This window comes from Wocania ichthyoenteri Th78, assembly GCF_000789235.1.
GTDB classification, from domain to species: Bacteria; Bacteroidota; Bacteroidia; order Flavobacteriales; family Flavobacteriaceae; genus Wocania_A; species Wocania_A ichthyoenteri.
In genome coordinates this window covers 597149-614444 of sequence record NZ_KN525716.1, presented here as the reverse complement: position 1 = coordinate 614444, position 17296 = coordinate 597149, and the positions used below count along the sequence as shown (strand labels likewise).

The 17296-nt window shown below is 30.4% G+C and carries 16 protein-coding genes and 1 tRNA gene; 13 read left to right on the top strand and 4 right to left on the bottom strand.

Annotated elements, in window-relative coordinates; translation table 11 throughout:
* Positions 1-2: 2 nt before the first annotated feature.
* A complete protein-coding gene (locus tag RG22_RS02720; protein ID WP_034040658.1) occupies positions 3-320 on the top strand; it encodes a DUF3467 domain-containing protein in 318 nt (105 codons plus the stop codon).
* A 61-nt stretch (positions 321-381) separates the two neighbouring features.
* Here the strand turns inward: RG22_RS02720 and RG22_RS02715 are convergent, their stop codons facing one another.
* Both RG22_RS02715 and RG22_RS02710 read right to left on the bottom strand, forming a co-directional pair.
* Entirely contained in the window at positions 382-609 is a 228-nt protein-coding gene (locus RG22_RS02715) for a (4Fe-4S)-binding protein (protein ID WP_034040656.1), read from the bottom strand.
* Between the two features lie 143 nt (positions 610-752).
* On the bottom strand, positions 753-2342 hold the full coding sequence (locus RG22_RS02710; protein WP_034040654.1) for a peptide chain release factor 3: 1590 nt from the start codon (positions 2340-2342) through the stop codon (positions 753-755).
* Between the two features lie 302 nt (positions 2343-2644).
* Between RG22_RS02710 and RG22_RS17195 the strand changes: the two genes are divergently transcribed.
* The 9 genes from RG22_RS17195 (at position 2645) to RG22_RS02665 (ending at position 13607) form a co-directional block, all read left to right on the top strand.
* A complete protein-coding gene (locus tag RG22_RS17195) occupies positions 2645-4576 on the top strand; it encodes a sensor histidine kinase (protein WP_052143599.1) in 1932 nt (643 codons plus the stop codon).
* A 31-nt stretch (positions 4577-4607) separates the two neighbouring features.
* Positions 4608-5330, top strand: a complete 723-nt coding sequence (locus RG22_RS02700) for a LytR/AlgR family response regulator transcription factor (protein ID WP_034040652.1) — start codon at positions 4608-4610, stop codon at positions 5328-5330.
* Between the two features lie 236 nt (positions 5331-5566).
* Positions 5567-9175, top strand: a complete 3609-nt coding sequence (locus tag RG22_RS17190; protein WP_052143598.1) for an Ig-like domain-containing protein — start codon at positions 5567-5569, stop codon at positions 9173-9175.
* A 33-nt stretch (positions 9176-9208) separates the two neighbouring features.
* Positions 9209-10141 carry a PorP/SprF family type IX secretion system membrane protein gene (locus RG22_RS02690; RefSeq protein ID WP_034040650.1) on the top strand — a complete coding sequence of 311 codons (933 nt, stop codon included), beginning with the start codon at positions 9209-9211 and terminating at the stop codon, positions 10139-10141.
* A gap of 11 nt (positions 10142-10152) precedes the next feature.
* Positions 10153-12057, top strand: a complete 1905-nt coding sequence (locus tag RG22_RS02685; RefSeq protein ID WP_034040648.1) for an OmpA family protein — start codon at positions 10153-10155, stop codon at positions 12055-12057.
* 94 nt (positions 12058-12151) lie between these two features.
* A complete protein-coding gene (gene idi, locus RG22_RS02680; protein WP_034040645.1) occupies positions 12152-12676 on the top strand; it encodes an isopentenyl-diphosphate Delta-isomerase in 525 nt (174 codons plus the stop codon).
* A complete protein-coding gene (locus RG22_RS02675) occupies positions 12673-13083 on the top strand; it encodes a 6-pyruvoyl trahydropterin synthase family protein (protein ID WP_034040643.1) in 411 nt (136 codons plus the stop codon). Before idi ends, RG22_RS02675 begins: the two co-directional genes overlap by 4 nt.
* 119 nt (positions 13084-13202) lie before the next feature.
* Entirely contained in the window at positions 13203-13472 is a 270-nt protein-coding gene (locus RG22_RS02670) for a hypothetical protein (protein ID WP_034040642.1), read from the top strand.
* Positions 13473-13533: 61 nt separating this feature from the next.
* Positions 13534-13607 (top strand) — tRNA-Thr (locus RG22_RS02665).
* Between the two features lie 150 nt (positions 13608-13757).
* Here RG22_RS02665 and RG22_RS02660 read toward each other — a convergent pair.
* Positions 13758-14456 carry a DUF4369 domain-containing protein gene (locus RG22_RS02660; protein ID WP_034040640.1) on the bottom strand — a complete coding sequence of 233 codons (699 nt, stop codon included), beginning with the start codon at positions 14454-14456 and terminating at the stop codon, positions 13758-13760.
* A gap of 595 nt (positions 14457-15051) precedes the next feature.
* On the opposite strand from RG22_RS02660, the gene RG22_RS02655 reads away from it, so the two are divergent.
* On the top strand, positions 15052-15717 hold the full coding sequence (locus RG22_RS02655) for a M15 family metallopeptidase (protein ID WP_034040638.1): 666 nt from the start codon (positions 15052-15054) through the stop codon (positions 15715-15717).
* A 58-nt stretch (positions 15718-15775) separates the two neighbouring features.
* Here RG22_RS02655 and RG22_RS02650 read toward each other — a convergent pair whose 3' ends face one another.
* Positions 15776-16126 carry a DUF6249 domain-containing protein gene (locus RG22_RS02650; protein ID WP_034040635.1) on the bottom strand — a complete coding sequence of 117 codons (351 nt, stop codon included), beginning with the start codon at positions 16124-16126 and terminating at the stop codon, positions 15776-15778.
* 141 nt (positions 16127-16267) lie between these two features.
* On the opposite strand from RG22_RS02650, the gene RG22_RS02645 reads away from it, so the two are divergent.
* Positions 16268-16852: an RNA polymerase sigma factor gene (locus RG22_RS02645; protein WP_034040633.1), complete on the top strand. Its 585-nt coding sequence runs from the start codon at positions 16268-16270 to the stop codon at positions 16850-16852.
* Complete coding sequence (locus RG22_RS02640; RefSeq protein ID WP_034040632.1) at positions 16839-17252, top strand: hypothetical protein; 414 nt, start codon at positions 16839-16841, stop codon at positions 17250-17252. The genes RG22_RS02645 and RG22_RS02640 overlap by 14 nt, the downstream gene beginning before the upstream one ends.
* Positions 17253-17296: the final 44 nt, after the last annotated feature.

The following is a 17296-nucleotide window of genomic DNA, read 5'->3' as shown; positions in this document are numbered from 1 at the left end:
TTATGGCAGAAGAAAAAGACAAACAAAAGCAAGGTCAAATAAATATTGAATTGGATGAAACTGTGGCTGAAGGTATATATTCTAACTTAGCTATTATCAATCACTCTGTATCTGAGTTTGTTGTAGATTTTGTTAGTATTATGCCGGGAGTACCTAAAAGCAAAGTGAAGTCTAGAATTATTTTAACACCTCAGCACGCTAAACGTTTGCTAAAAGCTTTAAACGATAATGTTTCTAGGTTTGAAAATGCCCATGGTGAAATTAAAGATTATGAACAACCTCCGATTCCATTAAACTTTGGGCCAACAGGACAAGCATAAACAAAAGCCTTTAAAAAATTAATTTTTTAAAGGCTTTTGTTATTTTATATTCTATAATTTATTATGCGACTTCTTTATTTACATGAAATTGCAGCGCACCAGAAGGGCACTTTTTTATTTGCTTGATAATTTTTTTAGTAGAAGCTCCATCTAAGTCTATCCAAGGAATAACAGAATCTCTAAAAACATTGGAAAGGTCTTTTGCACAACGCTCTGCATTAATGCACACACAAGGTTTATAGGTTACAGTAATATCTGAATTACTGAAAACATTTGCATTTGTTTCCATAAGTAGGTCATATTTGGGGTTATGATTCTGTTTTAAATGTATATAACTTCAAAACTTAAAACTTAAAATAATCGTTTAAATGTATAAAAATAAAGATGAAATACAAGTTTTTGAAGTAATAATCGATGAACTACATACTTAAATTACTCAAATTCAGATGTAAAATGAAATTTAATATTTGGATATTTTTGTTGAGTCATTTGTAAAGAAAACGAAGAATCTGCCAAAAAGACTAACTGATTTTGTTTGTCTTTAGCAAGAAAGCGTTGTTTAACCCTAACAAATTCTTTGTGCTCATCACTATTTGAGTTTTTAGGATCTACCCAGCAGGCTTTAAATACATTTAAGTTTTCGTAAGTACATTTTGCTCCGTATTCGTGTTCTAATCTATACTGAATCACCTCGTACTGCAGTGCACCAACAGTTCCAATTACTTTTCGTCCATTAAGCTCTAAAGTAAATAATTGTGCTACACCTTCATCCATTAATTGATCGATACCTTTAAAAAGTTGCTTCGATTTTAATGGATCTGCATTATTAATATATCTGAAATGTTCTGGAGAAAAACTTGGTATACCTTTATAATTGATGCTTTCCCCTTCGGTAAGGGTATCTCCAATTTTAAAATTTCCTGTATCGTGTAGTCCAACAATATCTCCCGGATAAGATATATCCACAATTTCTTTTTTCTCAGCAAAAAAAGCATTTGGGCTAGAGAATTTCATTTTCTTGTTATTTCTAACGTGTAAATAAGGTTTGTTTCTTTCAAATTTACCCGACACAATTTTAATAAAAGCTAAACGATCTCTGTGATTTGGATCCATATTAGCATGAATTTTAAAAACAAAACCAGAAAATTTATTTTCATCAGGTTTCACCAGTCGTTCTTCACTTTGTTTTGGTCTTGGCTTAGGAGCTATTTCTACAAAACAATCCAGTAATTCTCTTACTCCAAAATTGTTTAATGCAGAACCAAAAAACACGGGTTGTTGATTGCCTTGCAAATATTCATCTTTATCAAAATTCGGATAAATACCTTCAACCAATTCAATTTCTTCCCTTAGTGTATTTGCTGCTTTTTCTCCTACTAATGTATCTAATTCTGAAGAAGACAAATCTGAAATTTCGATAGTCTCTTCAATATCTTTTCTACTATCACCACTAAATAAATTAACGTTTTTCTCCCAAATATTATAAATACCTTTAAAATCATAACCCATTCCAATAGGGAAACTTAGCGGCACTACTTTTAGTCCTAATTTTTGTTCAATTTCATCTAATAAATCAAAGGCATCTTTACCTTCTCTATCCATTTTATTAATGAATACAATCATAGGGATATTGCGCATGCGGCAAACTTCAACTAATTTTTCGGTTTGCTCCTCAACACCTTTGGCCACATCAATAACCACAATAACGCTATCTACAGCAGTAAGCGTTCTAAAGGTATCTTCGGCAAAATCTTTGTGCCCTGGTGTATCAAGAATATTAATTTTAATCCCATTATATTCAAAAGCCAAAACCGAAGTTGCTACCGAAATTCCACGCTGACGTTCAATTTCCATAAAATCACTCGTCGCCCCCTTTTTGATTTTATTACTTTTTACAGCCCCAGCTTCTTGAATAGCACCACCAAACAATAACAATTTTTCTGTTAGCGTTGTTTTACCAGCATCTGGATGCGAAATAATACCAAAGGTTCGTCTGCGTTGTATTTCTTTTAAAAAACTCATAGATTTTTTTACAAGTCGCAAAAATAGAAATTAAGGAGTATCGCTCCTATTTTTGTTAAGTAAATTTTAGAATTAATATTCTAAAAATCACTTAAAAATATATTTCTAGTTATAGGTTTACAATTGAAATTAAGATTTGTGAAATTGTTTAATAAAGCTTTGGTTTTTTTAACATTATCCAATACTTTAGCAATATTAACATTTGTTAATATTTAATTACAAGGGTATAAACATTAATAGTTTAAAATCTTTTTTAAGCTTCCTCTCATATAAATTATTAAGAAGCTTTGTATCTACTGCTAATGAGTAATGTTTTTAAAACTTCCATATTAATTATAACGCAATTATTGCTTGTAATTAGTTTTTATGCTCAAAATAATTCTGAAAATTTAAATAATAAGATTGAGAACTTTATTATTAGTAAACAAATAGATTCAGCTAAATCATATATTTCAAAACAAACTCAAAAACCTTATTGCGAATTATTAAATAGAATTGTTCAAAACAAGGCTAATAATTCAGATTATCTTCAATTTATATCTAGGCTCCATAATCGAACAGACTTGAATTACCAAGATGTATCTAATTATATTAATACAACAATAAAGGCATCTGTTAATTTGAAAGAAATAGATTATAATTTTGTAAAAATTAAATGGTTGCAAATTTCAAAATTACGAGATGAAATTAACATGGCTGAAGCCAATAAAGAACAAAACAAGCTAGAACGTTATGTAAATAAATTTAGCGACAAAGACATTAATGTTGCTAAATCTAAATTACTAATAAGTATACATGAAATAGTCTTGTACCAAATACAAAACGATGTAGAAAACGGTAAATCGTTATGCTTAAAAAGTCTTGAAAAAGCAAAAAAACTTGAGGATAAAGAATTAATTATAGCCTTTTTATATCATTTATGTGACTTTTATATAATTGAAGGTGAGTTAGATAAATATATAAATATAAGCGAAGAAAGTTTGGATATTGAAAATGACTTGAAGCCAAAGAGCTCGTATTATGTGGGCACGCTTATTCATTTAATTGACGCTTATGTTTATAAAGGAGACAACAGCAATCGTGTTGAAGAATTATTAGCTGAACTATATGATAATGAACATACAAGAGTATTAAGCTATTCGTTGTATGCCAAATATTTGGGTACTTTATCAACAGACTCTCCAATTAAAGAATCAATATTTGATCAATTTGAAGTATCTAATATAGTTGAGTTTTGCGAAAAAATAGAAAAACTAAGTGAGGAACGATTAAACCCGAATGATTTTTTTCATGTTCTTAATGAAAGCGCAAATACATTAGCTAAATTAGATTTTTTCGAAAAAAGTATTTATTACAAAGACAAGTGTGTTACGTTAACAAGAAAAATTTATTCGGAAGATTTATCAAATGCTTTAGCTAATTTTAAGACTCAACAGGCTGTAAAAAGTAAAGAGTTAGAATTAAAGCATGAGAAGGAAACAACAGATTTATATATTGTTATCATAACATTAGTTTCTATTGTATTACTGGCATCAATTTTATTTATAAGACGCATAGGGAAACAATCTAAAATACTTAAAATTAAAAATAACCAAATAAATAAAACACTAAAAGAAAAAGAATTACTTGTTAAAGAGGTTCATCATCGAGTTAAAAATAATTTCCAAATAGTATCTAGTTTGTTGGAATTACAAGCACAAGGAATAAATGATGAGAAAGCTTTAGAGTTTATTGTGGATAGTAAAAATAGAGTAAACTCTATGGCTTTAATACATCAAAAGTTATACAATAATAATGAAAATTCTGTAAACTTTAAAGATTATGTAAAGCATTTAATATTAGGGTTATCGGCTTTTGATGATGTAAATAAAAAAGTAAAAATTGATACAGATATAGATGAAGTGTTTTTTGATGTTGATACAGCAACACCACTAGGTTTAATAATTAATGAATTAATTATTAATGCATATAAACATGCATTTAAAGAAAAGAATAAAGGCTATTTATTAGTGTCTATAAAAAAAATTGATGATGAAAGCTATAAGCTATTGGTACGTGATGATGGACATGGGATTTGTAATGAAGAAGATATCGATAAAATCAAAAAATTTGGATTGCATTTAGTTTTAAGGCTAGTTAAGCAATTACAAGGGAATTTGAAATTTGAAAATGATAACGGATTAAAGATTTCAATTATTTTTAAAGATATAAATGCTAGAAAAAAAATTGACTAATTTTTAAATAGAATTATTATTTGACAGAAGTATGGATAAAATAAAAATTTTAGTCGTTGAAGACGAGATCATTATAGCAGATAATATTTGTAGTACATTAAAAAATATAGGATATACAGTTTTAGAACCAGCAATAAATTATTCTGAAGCTATACAAATTATTGAAACTCAAAAACCAGATTTAGCAATATTAGACATTCAGCTTTCTGGAAAAAAGACAGGCTTAGAGTTGGCAAAAAAAATTAAAGAAGAATATAACTTTCCCTTTATTTTTTTAACCTCAAACGCAGATGTTGTTACAATAAATGAAGCTAAAAAATTAGCACCTCCTGCTTATTTAATAAAGCCTTTTACAAAAGACGAACTCTATGCTTCCATAGAAATTGTTATTCATAATTATACTGAAAACAAAGACAAAGCTAATAACGAAGCTTTAATTATAAAAGATTCTATTTTTGTTAAAGAAAAAGGAGCTTTAGTAAAAGTTATTTTAGAAGATATTTTATATATAAAAAGTTCACACATATATATAGAGATTTTTCTAAAAAGTAAACAAAAGTATATTGTTCGTTTTAGTTTAAACGAAATAATAGATAAATTACCAAGTAGTTTTATTCGAATACATAGAGGGTTTATAATTAATTCTATGTACTTAATACAAATAAATAACTCTTCATTAAAAGTAGGCGATGAGATTCTTCCCATAGGAAAAACCTATAAACTAAATATTTTAAATAAAATTAGTTCAATTTAAAGTATACCAAAAAGCATTTAATCATAACTATTACATCCATTTTATGTTTTTAGAACATTTTAACACCGTTTTAGAACATTAAAGGAGTAAAAAACACAATATCAGATTACATTTACATCGATTAAATGCTTAAAATTAATGATTAAGTGTTAAAAACATCGATTAAATGTTTTTTTTACACATAATGATAGTTAATAAAAATTACATCTCAGCAACAAACTATATCTCGACAATAAATGAAAAATTTTATTAAACAACAACTACTTAAACAAGAAGCTAAGAAACATCTAAACCTAAAACATGCTCTATTAGTGTTTTTAGCATTTGGGTATTCAGCTTTCGGGCAGTATTCATGTCCACCTTTACCTTTTACTAATCAATCTGAGTTATTAATAGCTGGATATCACAGTACTATGGCAAGAACAACAACAGGTCTTGAAGTATGGGGCGATAAAATGGGAGCTAATGGATCAACTATATATTCCCATCAAGATGTTACTCCAGCAAATGGCTATAATTATACAGGATATATTTTATTAGCGGCTCAAGGTGATGTTCAAGGCTCTGGTAACCCTCAATCTTTTTTATTGACTACAACAGGTTTATATGTTTGGGGAACAGAGGGTGCTGTTATTGATAGTTCAATTACAAGCTCAACAACATTTCAATCGATGTCTTTGCCTTCAGATATTGTACCAGGAGATATCTCATATATGGGGGCCTCAGGCGGTGTTTTAGTATTACTTACTAATAGCGGAGATGTATATGTTATGGCGGATGACGATTCTCAACTTTTTGGTGACGGTTCTACAGGAACTGCTAATTCATTATGGCATCAATCAGCAATAAGTAATGTGTCTTTATTAAAGGTAACTGAAGATGCAATTTTTGCTGTAACTTCTGCTGGAGCTTTCTACACATGGGGCTTAAGAACAGTACTAGCAAATGGTACAGGATTTTCTTCAAGAAATAAACCAACATTAATGACAGCTCCTTTTGCTACTGTACCTAGCATGATAGCAATTACAGGAGGGGCAAGTAGTGGCGAAGATGTGTCTTATTTTGCTTTAAATCCATTAGATTCTAAAATATATTGCGTTGGAGATAATAATAGAGGGCAACTAGGTATCGGTTCAACAACAGATTCAACGACATGGCAAATAGTTCAAAATCCAGCAGCAGAAGGTACTGGTGATTTTGATAATGTTGTTTTTATAAATGCTGCAAGCGTAAGTACAGGTCATCCAGCTGCTTCAGCAATTACAAGTGATGGTACAGTATACCTTTGGGGAGATAATTCTAGTAATATGCTTTCTAGCGCTGCTGCTACAGTTCAAGATCTGCCAATTGTTCCTGCTGGTTTTACTCAAGGAGTTGAGTATGCCACATACGTTGCAAATTCAGGCCACTATACTTTACTTAAAAAATATGGTAATCCTATACCTTGTTTTGTGGGGCATAGATCTGAAGGGAATGTTGGAGATGGCTCAACAGCAGATAATTTTATAACGTCTTTTAATTGTGGTGTTTTTCCTGCTATAGATTATTGTTTTAGTATGGTAACAGAATCAGACTTAGTTACTGTTAAAACTGTTAGTAATGCAACACCAGCAGTTGGTTCAACAATTACTTATACCATTACTACAACTAATAATGGTCCACAAGATGTAACAGGAGTAAATCTTACAGATGTATTGCCGTCGGGAGTTACCTACGTAAGTGCCGCTGCAACAGGAGGAACAGAAAACACATATAACAATCTTACAGGGTTATGGTCTGTAGGAGATTTAAATGTTGGTAACACTGCACAAATAGTTATTACGGTAACAGTTGATGGTGCCACAGGAGGCACAACGATTACTAATACAGTTTCTAAGGCAAGGGGTGATGATTTAGTTGATCCTATTGGAACTGGCGATGTTTTGAGTGTTGTAATTAATCCGATAAATGATACTCCAACAGCTCAAGATGACACTATCACAGGCATAACAGAGGGAAGCTCAAATAATGTAATTAATGTGTTAGTAGATAATGGTAACGGAGCAGATAGTTTTGGAGGTGATGGACCAAATACAGGTTCTATAACTTTACCTAGCGGTACAACAGGACAAGGAGGAACTGTAACAGTAAATAATAATGGTACACCAAATGACCCAACCGATGATACAATTCTTTATACACCTTCAGCCAGTTTTGTAGGTATTGATACATTTACTTATACGATTACAGATTTAGATGGAGAAATATCAACCGCCACCGTAAGCATAACTGTTACTGACGAAGGCAATCCAATAGCAGTAGACGATACAGCAAGCACTAGCGAAGACACCTTGGTAACAACAGGCAATGTATTAAGTAACGATACCGTAATAGACGGAGCCACCATCACAAGTTTCGATGCTACGAGTAGTAATGGTGGAACAGTAGTCACCAATAACGATGGTACTTTCGATTACACCCCAGCAACAGGTTTTGTAGGAGTTGATACATTTACTTATACGATATGTGATGATGATACACCAACGGCAAGTTGTTCAACCGCCACCGTAAGCATAACTGTTACTGACGAAGGCAATCCAATAGCAGTAGACGATACAGCAAGCACTAGCGAAGACACCTTGGTAACAACAGGCAATGTATTAAGTAACGATACCGTAATAGACGGAGCCACCATCACAAGTTTCGATGCTACGAGTAGTAATGGTGGAACAGTAGTCACCAATAACGATGGTACTTTCGATTACACCCCAGCAACAGGTTTTGTAGGAGTTGATACATTTACTTATACGATATGTGATGATGATACACCAACGGCAAGTTGTTCAACCGCTACAGTAAGCATAACTGTTGTTTGTGATTCTCTTATAGATAGCGATAATGATGGTTTAACCGATTGTGAAGAAACCACAGGAATAGACGATCCGAGTACCCCGAATAATCCGAATGATTATCCAGGTCCATTTGATCCAAACGATGGTTGTTTACCAACAGGCATTAACACTACCGATAGCGATAATGATGGTTTAACTGATTGTGAAGAGACCACAGGAATAGACGATCCGAGTACCCCGAATAATCCGAATGATTATCCAGGAGGCCCAACATCAGACCCAAATAATCCATGTAGTCCATTTGTTAATGGCTGTACGGCATCTTTAGAAGTCACAAAAACAGCTGATGTTTTAGGAATAGCACTTAATGATGTGATTATTTATACAATAGAAGTTGAGAATACTGGTGATGGTATTTTAACAAATTTAAGTTTAACAGATATATTTCTTGATGCTAATGGAAACACATTAGAATTATCAGAATCACCGAGATTTGATAGTTCAAGTTTGGGTAGTATGGAAGGAACATTATTAGTTGGAGAGATAGCAACATATAAGGCTAGTTTTATTATAACTCAGCAAGCAATTAATGCGGGTGGTGTTAGCAATAGCGTTGTTGCAACAGCCGTATCGCCAACATTAGATAATGTAAATGATACTAGTGACAACGGAGATGATTTTGATGGTAATGTTGAAGATGATGCAACAGTCACAGAATTAGGGTGCTTACTTATATTTAATGAGTTTTCTCCAAATAATGATGGAGTAAACGACACTTTAATTATAAACTGCATTGAAAACTACCCGAATAATAAATTAGAGGTTTATAACCGTTGGGGTAATTTAGTTTATGAACAGAGAAGTTATAATAACGATAACGCTTGGGATGGTATTTCGAATGGAAGATCTACAATTAATGCAGACAAAAAGCTTCCAGAAGGAACGTATTATTATGTCCTTGACTTTGGAGATGGATCTAAACCTAAAGTAGGCTGGTTATACATAAACCGATAACATAGAAGTAAACAACTAATAAAAGATTAAAAAATGATAAACAAATCATCATTCATAAAAAGTTTAATTTTGGTAGTGTTTACTGCACTATTAAGTTTAGAAATTAACGCACAGCAAGATCCTCAATTTACACATTATATGTATAATACTATGAGTGTAAATGCAGGATATACAGGACAAAGAGATGTTTTAAGCGCAACAGCTTTATATAGAACTCAATGGGTTGGTATTGATGGCGCTCCAAAAACAATAGCATTTGGCTTGCATTCACCTTTAAGTAATGAAAGAATAGGGTTAGGGCTAAATATTATTAGCGACCAACTAGGGCCAGCAAAGGAAACAAGTATTGATGCCAATTTTTCTTATACTATTCCTGTAAATGCATCAGGTGATTTAGAATTGTCTTTTGGAATTAAAGGAGGTATTCACTCATTAGATACAGATTGGAGTAAAGGGCTTTTTCAAAACCCAGACAATGCATTTAATGAAAATATAAATTTAATTTCCCCAACATTAGGTGCAGGTTTATATTTGCATTCAAATAGGTGGTACCTAGGGTTCTCAGCTCCAAATGTTTTAACAACAAAGCATTACGATGACTTTCAAGAATCTATAGCAACAGAGCGGTTACACTACTTTTTAATAGGAGGATATGTGTTTAATTTAAGTAATAGCACAAAAATAAAGCCTGCATTTTTATTAAAAGGGGTTTCTGGCGCGCCATTAATTGCAGATATTTCACTTAATGCACTATTTAGTGAAAAATTAACACTAGGTATAGCATACAGGTGGGATGATTCCATTAGTGGTTTAGCAGGGTTTCAGCTAACAGAAGGTTTGTTTGTTGGGTACTCTTATGATGCTACAACAACTGCTTTGAATAATTATAATAGTGGAACACATGAAATCATGTTACGATTTGAGTTACAACAAATAGGCAAAATTTTATCACCAAGATTTTTCTAAAGAAAACAGATATGAAAAAAAGAATATACATATTATCTATAGTAAGTTTTTTATCTTTTAATGCTACTTTTTCACAAAAAGCAAAAATTAAAAGTGCGGTAAAGCAGTACGAAAAATTATCATATGCAGATTCAAAAAATAATCTTTTAAGTTTAGCAAATAAAGGTAACGCATCATTAGAAGTTATTGAGAAATTAGCAAATGCCTATTATTTTAATAACGAAATGCAAGATGCATCAAAATGGTATAGCAATCTAATCGAAGGAAATACAAATATAGAATCAGAAAACTTTTTTAGGTACGCACAAGCTTTAAAAGCACAAGAAAATTATGAGGAAGCTAACAAAATAATGTTAGCATTTGCCACAATGAATCCTCAAGATTCTCGAGCAAAAAAATTTTTAAGCTCAACAAACTATTTAAAAGCAATTGAAGAGTTATCAGAAGATTTTGAGCTAAATAATTTAAACATAAATACGCCGTATTCAGATTTTGGAACTTCTACTTACCAAGATAATTTGGTATTTGCATCCTCAAGAGATAAAGATGAAAAAATTTATAGTTGGAATGCACAACCCTTTTTAGATTTGTTTGAATTAAATAAGGATGGTAGTATAAAAGAGGTTTTAGGAAATATAAACACAAAATATCATGAATCATCTGCAGCCTTTACAAAAGATGGGAACACTGTTTATTTTACAAGAAATAATTATTATAAGGGCAATTTTAAAAAAAATAGTAATGATTTTCATACCCTAAAAATATATAAAGCAACATTAGTAGAGGGTAAATGGACAAATATAGAATCTTTACCATTTAATAATAACGAGTATAGTGTAGCACATCCTGCTTTAAGCACAGACGAAAAAAAATTATATTTTGCTTCAGATATGCCAGGAACTTATGGAGCTTCAGATATTTTTGTTGTAGATATTCATGATGATGGATCTTACGGAGAACCAATAAATTTAGGAGCAAAAATTAATACAGAAAGTAGAGAAAACTTTCCTTTTGTAAGTAAAAAAAACATACTCTATTTTTCTTCAGATGGACATACAGGTTTAGGTGGTTTAGATGTATTTAAAATTGACACTAAAAATATTGAGTCTGGTGTGATTCAAAATTTAGGAAAACCAATAAATAGCCCTAAAGATGATTTTGGTTATGTTATTAACGAAACAACACGTAAAGGTTATATTTCATCAAATAGAACAGGAGGAAAAGGGGATGATGATATTTACAGTTTTATAGCTCCAGAATGCTCTAAACAAGTCTCGGGTACATTAATAAATAAAAATACTCAAGAGGTTTTAGAAGATGCAGACCTTGTGATATATGATGGGAGTAATAAAATTATTAAATCATTGAAAACTGATAATTCAGGTAAATTTCAATTTAGCCTAACTTGTAAACAAGAGGCTTATACTATTGAAGCTAAAAAAGAAGATTATAATGATAACTCTACTGTTTTTTCAACAAAAGAAACTAGAGATATTGTTTTAAATTTAGCACTAGAACCAGAAGTTAAAGCAGCCGAAGTAGGAACAGACTTGTTCAAGCTCTTAAATTTAAACCCTATTTATTTTGATTATGATAAGTCTATAATTCGTCCAGATGCACAATTAGAGCTAGAAAAAATTATAAACTATATGAATAAGTTCCCTTCAGTGAAGATAGACGTAAGGTCGCATACAGATTCAAGGGGGAAAGATGCTTATAACTTTGCACTTTCTAATAGAAGAAATAAATCGACTATAAAGTTTATAGTAGAAAAAGGAGGAATCTCTAAAAATCGATTAACAGGAAAAGGGTATGGAGAAACCAAGTTAGTTAATAAATGCAAAAATGGCGTTAAATGCACAAAAGAAGAACATCAAGAAAATAGAAGAAGTGAATTTATTGTTGTAGCCAACTAACATCAATTTATAAGGGAATAAAAGAGCATTCATTAATTTGAATGCTCTTTTTATTTTATGATGCCATAAAAGTATTTCATATTTTTGTAAAACTATGAAAGAAGAACAAGTAATTCTTGTAAATGAGAATGACGAGCAAATTGGCTTGATGCCAAAAATGGAAGCTCATGAAAAAGCTTTATTGCACAGAGCATTTTCAGTTTTTATATTTAATGATAAGAACGAATTAATGTTACAACAGCGCGCATTAGACAAGTATCATTCACCTGGGTTATGGACAAATACCTGTTGTAGTCATCAGCGTGATGGAGAAACAAATATACAAGCAGGAAAACGTCGTTTACATGAGGAAATGGGTTTTGTAGTAGAACTTAAAGAATCTATTTCATTTATATATAAAGCACCTTTTGATAATGGTTTAACCGAGCATGAATACGATCATGTTATGTTGGGTAAGTATAACGATTTACCAAATATAAATAAAGAAGAAGTTGCTGATTGGAAATGGATGCCAATTGAATCTGTTAAAGTAGATATGGAGTTGCATCCAGAAGTTTATACAGAATGGTTTAAAATCATTTTTAGTAAATTTTACGAACATATTAATATACAAAAATGAAAGTAACCGTTAGCAGAAAAGCACATTTTAACGCAGCCCATAGATTATACAGAAAAGATTGGACTGACGAAAAGAACAGTTTAATTTTTGGTAAATGTAGTAACCCCAATTTTCATGGGCATAATTACGAACTTATTGTAAGCGTTACTGGAAATATAGATGAAGAAACGGGCTATGTTATTGATATTAAAACTTTAAAAGACATTATTAAAGAGAAAATTGAAGACGCCTTTGATCATAAAAACTTAAATGTAGAAGTTTTAGAATTCAAGAATTTAAACCCAACCGCGGAAAACATAGTTGTAGTTATTTACGATAAAATTAAGTCTGAATTAAAACCTGAATTAGAATTAGAAATTACACTTTTTGAAACACCAAGAAATTTTGTGAGCTATTCTGGTGAGTAATACCATATTTATATTTTTATGGAGTTTTAAGGAGATAAATAACTTCTAATTATGCTTCGCTATAAAAGGGTAATGTTTAATTATTTACTTATTTTTGCAACTAAATTAAATTACAAATTATGGCAAATGTTAGAAACCTAAAGAAAGATATAAACTATGTTTTAGGTGATATTATTGAAGCAGTTTACGTTTGGGAATATGCAAACACGGATAAAGACACAAAAAAAAGTGAAGCAATTATTGATGAGGCAATTGAAACGTTTGATATTTTAATAGCAAAAGTAAATGCTAAAGATATCGAAAACCCAAAAGCTCACTTTAAAGCAATTAATGCTGAATTAGAAGAAAAAGGTCGAGCATTAATAGAAAAAATTAACAAACTAGGATAAAAATTTTTAACGGAGCACTTGCAATTAATGTTTTTGCGATTATATTTGCAACCTTTAAAACGCCGATGTAGCTCAGCTGGCTAGAGCAGCTGATTTGTAATCAGCAGGTCGTGGGTTCGAGTCCCTCCATCGGCTCCCAAAAGCTTCTCTTTTTAGAGAAGCTTTTTTCGTTTTTTCAAGACAAGAAGTTTATCCTAAGTGTAGTAGAAGGGATTTCTTCCATTGGTTATAAAATAAAAAAGCCTTTCAATTTTGAAAGGCTTTTGTGTTAAGTTAATATTTTAGTTATTTTTTATCAGCTTCTTTTATTTCATCAATAAATACCTGTAATTCTTTTCCGTATTTTGATGCTTTTACCTTTGGAGTTAAAGAATTATTTATGGTATCTAATAAATTAATATGTGCATTGTAAATTTCCGTTAATGCTAAGTAAGGAGACACTTCACTATCTTTATTGTTTATAGCAAAATTTACTGTGTATAAATACTTTCGCTTCAACATACCATTATATTGTTTTTCTATTGAGCTAATTTTTGCTGTGTCACCATCTTTTTGTGCTTCAAAATTTTCTTTTATCAAATCTAAGTTTCTGCCATTTATTTTTGATATCATAGCCTGATATTCTTCCCAAGTAGTTTGCTGTGCAGAACCTTTTATTTTTGCGTCAAAAACGAAGTTTTTTAAGGTAGTGTTAATCTCTGTAATACCTTTATCAGCAAAAAATGCTATTCGGTCGTCCTCGTTGGTATTTTTATTCAAGTATAAAAAGAATACTTCTGGAGATTCTAAATCACTCTTCAACTCAAATCCAGCATTTCCATTAATTACTATAGAGTCTACAGTTACAAGTGCTGTGTCTTTTACTTTTTTAAGATAAACAGTTCCCTTTTTTAAACCTTTAATATTAGTTTTAACAATTAAATCGGGTTCTTTGGCACACGAAACTATTAATATTAGAAAAGCTAAAAACGATAGTTTTTTCATGATTTCTTATTTTTTTTAGAATAGGCAAATATCTTATAATTATATTTTAAATACTATACACGAGAGAATATTTATTAAAACTTTAAATGTATTAAAAATATGTTAATATAATTGTTTGATTTTAATTTTGGCATAGATATTGTGTTATAAAAAATAATTACATTCTAGTAAAAAGGTTTATTGAGTGGTTACTTTAAACTTAGAAAATGTAATTCATATTTTTGGTTGGTTAGTTAGTAAAAAAGCACCTTATTTAAGGTGCTTTTTTTATATAACACACTGTATTTTATCGACGAAATGCATATTTTCATCTTTAAATGTTAAAATTACATGTATTTCATCGATTTATTGTGTTTTTTGTCGACAACATATATTTATTAATTATATATTTGATGTGTACTAAATAACATACTTTTTAGTTCAATGGATTAATTAATTAATATTTGCATTATGTTGTTGGTATAGAGACCCTAAATCTACATCGTAATAAAAAAAGCAAATTGAAAAGAAACCGAGTTTGAGGGAACTCGGTTTTTTTGTGCTTCAATTTTAAGGAATAATTTTTTTTATATAAATTAGCTAATAATCATTCTTTATGAAATTTTTTTCAACCCTTTTTTTGTTGCTGATTTGCTTTTTATCTTTTGCGCAATTGCCAGAAGGATTTACCTATGTAAAAGATAGTATTCCTGATTTAGATGTAGAATTAAGATACAACACATCAAATAATTTTGTTGGTAAACGTGTAGATGGTTATCATTCAAATAAGCTCATTTTAACAAAACAAACGGCACAAGCTTTAAAGTTGGTTCAAGAGGAACTACAGAACAGAAATTTATGCTTGAAAGTTTACGATGGGTATAGGCCGCAACAAGCTGTAAATCATTTTATGCGTTGGGCAAGACAATTAAATGATACTATTAATAAGTCTATTTTTTATCCTGATGTAAAAAAGAAAAATCTATTTAAATCTGGATATATTGCGAGTAAATCTGGACATAGTAGAGGCAGTACGGTAGATTTAACCATTATTAACGGTAATACAGGAAAGCCTTTAGATATGGGGAGTCCGTATGATTTTTTCGGACAAGAATCTTGGGTAAACTATGCTGATATTACTAAAAAGCAAAAAGAGAATAGACAACTTTTACAAACTGTAATGTTAAAACATGGCTTTAGAAATTATCCAAAAGAATGGTGGCATTTTACATTGCGACACGAGCCTTTTCCTAAAACGTATTTTGATTTTCCTATAGAATAGAAAAAGCGTTTTAAAATTTAATTAAAACGCTTTTCCTTTTTTTGATTGATGAGTTTTATTATCCTTTATCTACATGCTTTTTTGTTTGCGTAAAACCGATGTACAATCCAATACCAGCCATAAAGAAAATAAGTGCTGGATATATAGCATCCTCATCTAAAGTTGTATAACTTTCTAAAATAGAAGCAATAAAAACTCCTAAACCAATCCCCATTAATAAAAAAGCTAAATTAAGGACTATAACTTTCCATGATGAACCAGCCTGTTTACTAAAACTAAAAATACTAGCGTCTGCACCTTTTTCTATAAGCGCTAAGCGCTCTTTGTTTCTTGTTGATAAGTACAAATAGAATATTCCGAAAATGGCTAAGAACAAACTTATTGGGATAATTACTTCTGTTGCGTGCATAATGTTTCGTTTTTAATTGATTAATTTTAATGTGTTCATAGCTTATGACGATACACTTTTAATTTTGGTTACAGTTTTTTCTAAAAATATTTTTTCAAAGACGTGTAACCTAAAATAGAATATAGTCGTCTTACTTAAAAAATGACCACCAACAACGATCAATATTATATCAAACAAATTATAAATGGCGACACTAATGCATTTTCAGTATTGGTAGATCGTTATAAAGATTTGGTTTTTACTTTGGCGTTACGCATGCTAAAGAATAGAGAAGAAGCCGAAGAAGTATCACAAGATACTTTTATTAAAACATATAAATCGCTACATAAGTTTAAAGGTGATTCTAAATTTTCAACATGGATTTATAAAGTTACTTACAATACCTGTTTAGATAGAATTAAGAAGAATAAAAAGCACTTTAACGATGTTGCTATTGATGAATTTACCGAGTATCAAATAAAAACCATAGATAACGCTTTAGATAGAATGGAGCAACAAGAGCATAATAAAACCATACAAGATTGCTTAACTTTGTTACCATACGATGATAGTTTTTTGCTAACATTATATTATTTTGAAGATCATTCTTTAGAAGAGATTTCTAAAATTGTTGGTATTACAGCTAATCATGTAAAAGTGAAAATTTTTAGAAGTCGGAAAAAATTAGCAACTATTTTAAAAAGTAGATTAGAACCAGAAATAATTGAATATTATGAAAGAGAATGAAGATAAACACTTAGATAATTTTACTAAAAAGATTATTAAAAAGGCTGCTTCGGAGAGTCCTTCAATTTATTTTACTTCAGAAATAATGGCTCAAGTAACGGCATTAAATAATAGTAGCGCTACGGTTTACAAGCCTTTAATCTCTAAAAAAGTTTGGGTTTTAATTGCTTTAAGTTTTGTGGTGCTTTGTGCTTATTTAATTTTAGGAACAGAGACAGAAAAGGTGAGTTGGTTTAGTACTTTAGATTTTAGTGCTTTATCAAACAACAATTTCACCAATGTTTTGTCAGGTTTTACAATGTCTAAAACTTTAATGTATGCTATTGTGTTTTTCGGATTAATGTTTTGTATTCAAATACCATTTCTTAAAAATCATTTTGATAAACGATTTGAAGTTTAGTCGAATTAGTCTTTAATTAATTGGTTTTTTGTGTTTGTTCTAAT

Bases quoted from the DNA above. Each gene is read 5' to 3' on its own strand.
- RG22_RS02720 (WP_034040658.1), top strand. From the start codon at position 3: ATGGCAGAAGAAAAAGACAAACAAAAGCAAGGTCAAATAAATATTGAA.
- RG22_RS02715 (WP_034040656.1), bottom strand. From the start codon at position 609: ATGGAAACAAATGCAAATGTTTTCAGTAATTCAGATATTACTGTAACC.
- RG22_RS02710 (WP_034040654.1), bottom strand. From the start codon at position 2,342: ATGAGTTTTTTAAAAGAAATACAACGCAGACGAACCTTTGGTATTATT.
- RG22_RS17195 (WP_052143599.1), top strand. From the start codon at position 2,645: ATGAGTAATGTTTTTAAAACTTCCATATTAATTATAACGCAATTATTG.
- RG22_RS02700 (WP_034040652.1), top strand. From the start codon at position 4,608: ATGGATAAAATAAAAATTTTAGTCGTTGAAGACGAGATCATTATAGCA.
- RG22_RS17190 (WP_052143598.1), top strand. From the start codon at position 5,567: ATGAAAAATTTTATTAAACAACAACTACTTAAACAAGAAGCTAAGAAA.
- RG22_RS02690 (WP_034040650.1), top strand. From the start codon at position 9,209: ATGATAAACAAATCATCATTCATAAAAAGTTTAATTTTGGTAGTGTTT.
- RG22_RS02685 (WP_034040648.1), top strand. From the start codon at position 10,153: ATGAAAAAAAGAATATACATATTATCTATAGTAAGTTTTTTATCTTTT.
- idi (WP_034040645.1), top strand. From the start codon at position 12,152: ATGAAAGAAGAACAAGTAATTCTTGTAAATGAGAATGACGAGCAAATT.
- RG22_RS02675 (WP_034040643.1), top strand. From the start codon at position 12,673: ATGAAAGTAACCGTTAGCAGAAAAGCACATTTTAACGCAGCCCATAGA.
- RG22_RS02670 (WP_034040642.1), top strand. From the start codon at position 13,203: ATGGCAAATGTTAGAAACCTAAAGAAAGATATAAACTATGTTTTAGGT.
- RG22_RS02660 (WP_034040640.1), bottom strand. From the start codon at position 14,456: ATGAAAAAACTATCGTTTTTAGCTTTTCTAATATTAATAGTTTCGTGT.
- RG22_RS02655 (WP_034040638.1), top strand. From the start codon at position 15,052: ATGAAATTTTTTTCAACCCTTTTTTTGTTGCTGATTTGCTTTTTATCT.
- RG22_RS02650 (WP_034040635.1), bottom strand. From the start codon at position 16,126: ATGCACGCAACAGAAGTAATTATCCCAATAAGTTTGTTCTTAGCCATT.
- RG22_RS02645 (WP_034040633.1), top strand. From the start codon at position 16,268: ATGACCACCAACAACGATCAATATTATATCAAACAAATTATAAATGGC.
- RG22_RS02640 (WP_034040632.1), top strand. From the start codon at position 16,839: ATGAAAGAGAATGAAGATAAACACTTAGATAATTTTACTAAAAAGATT.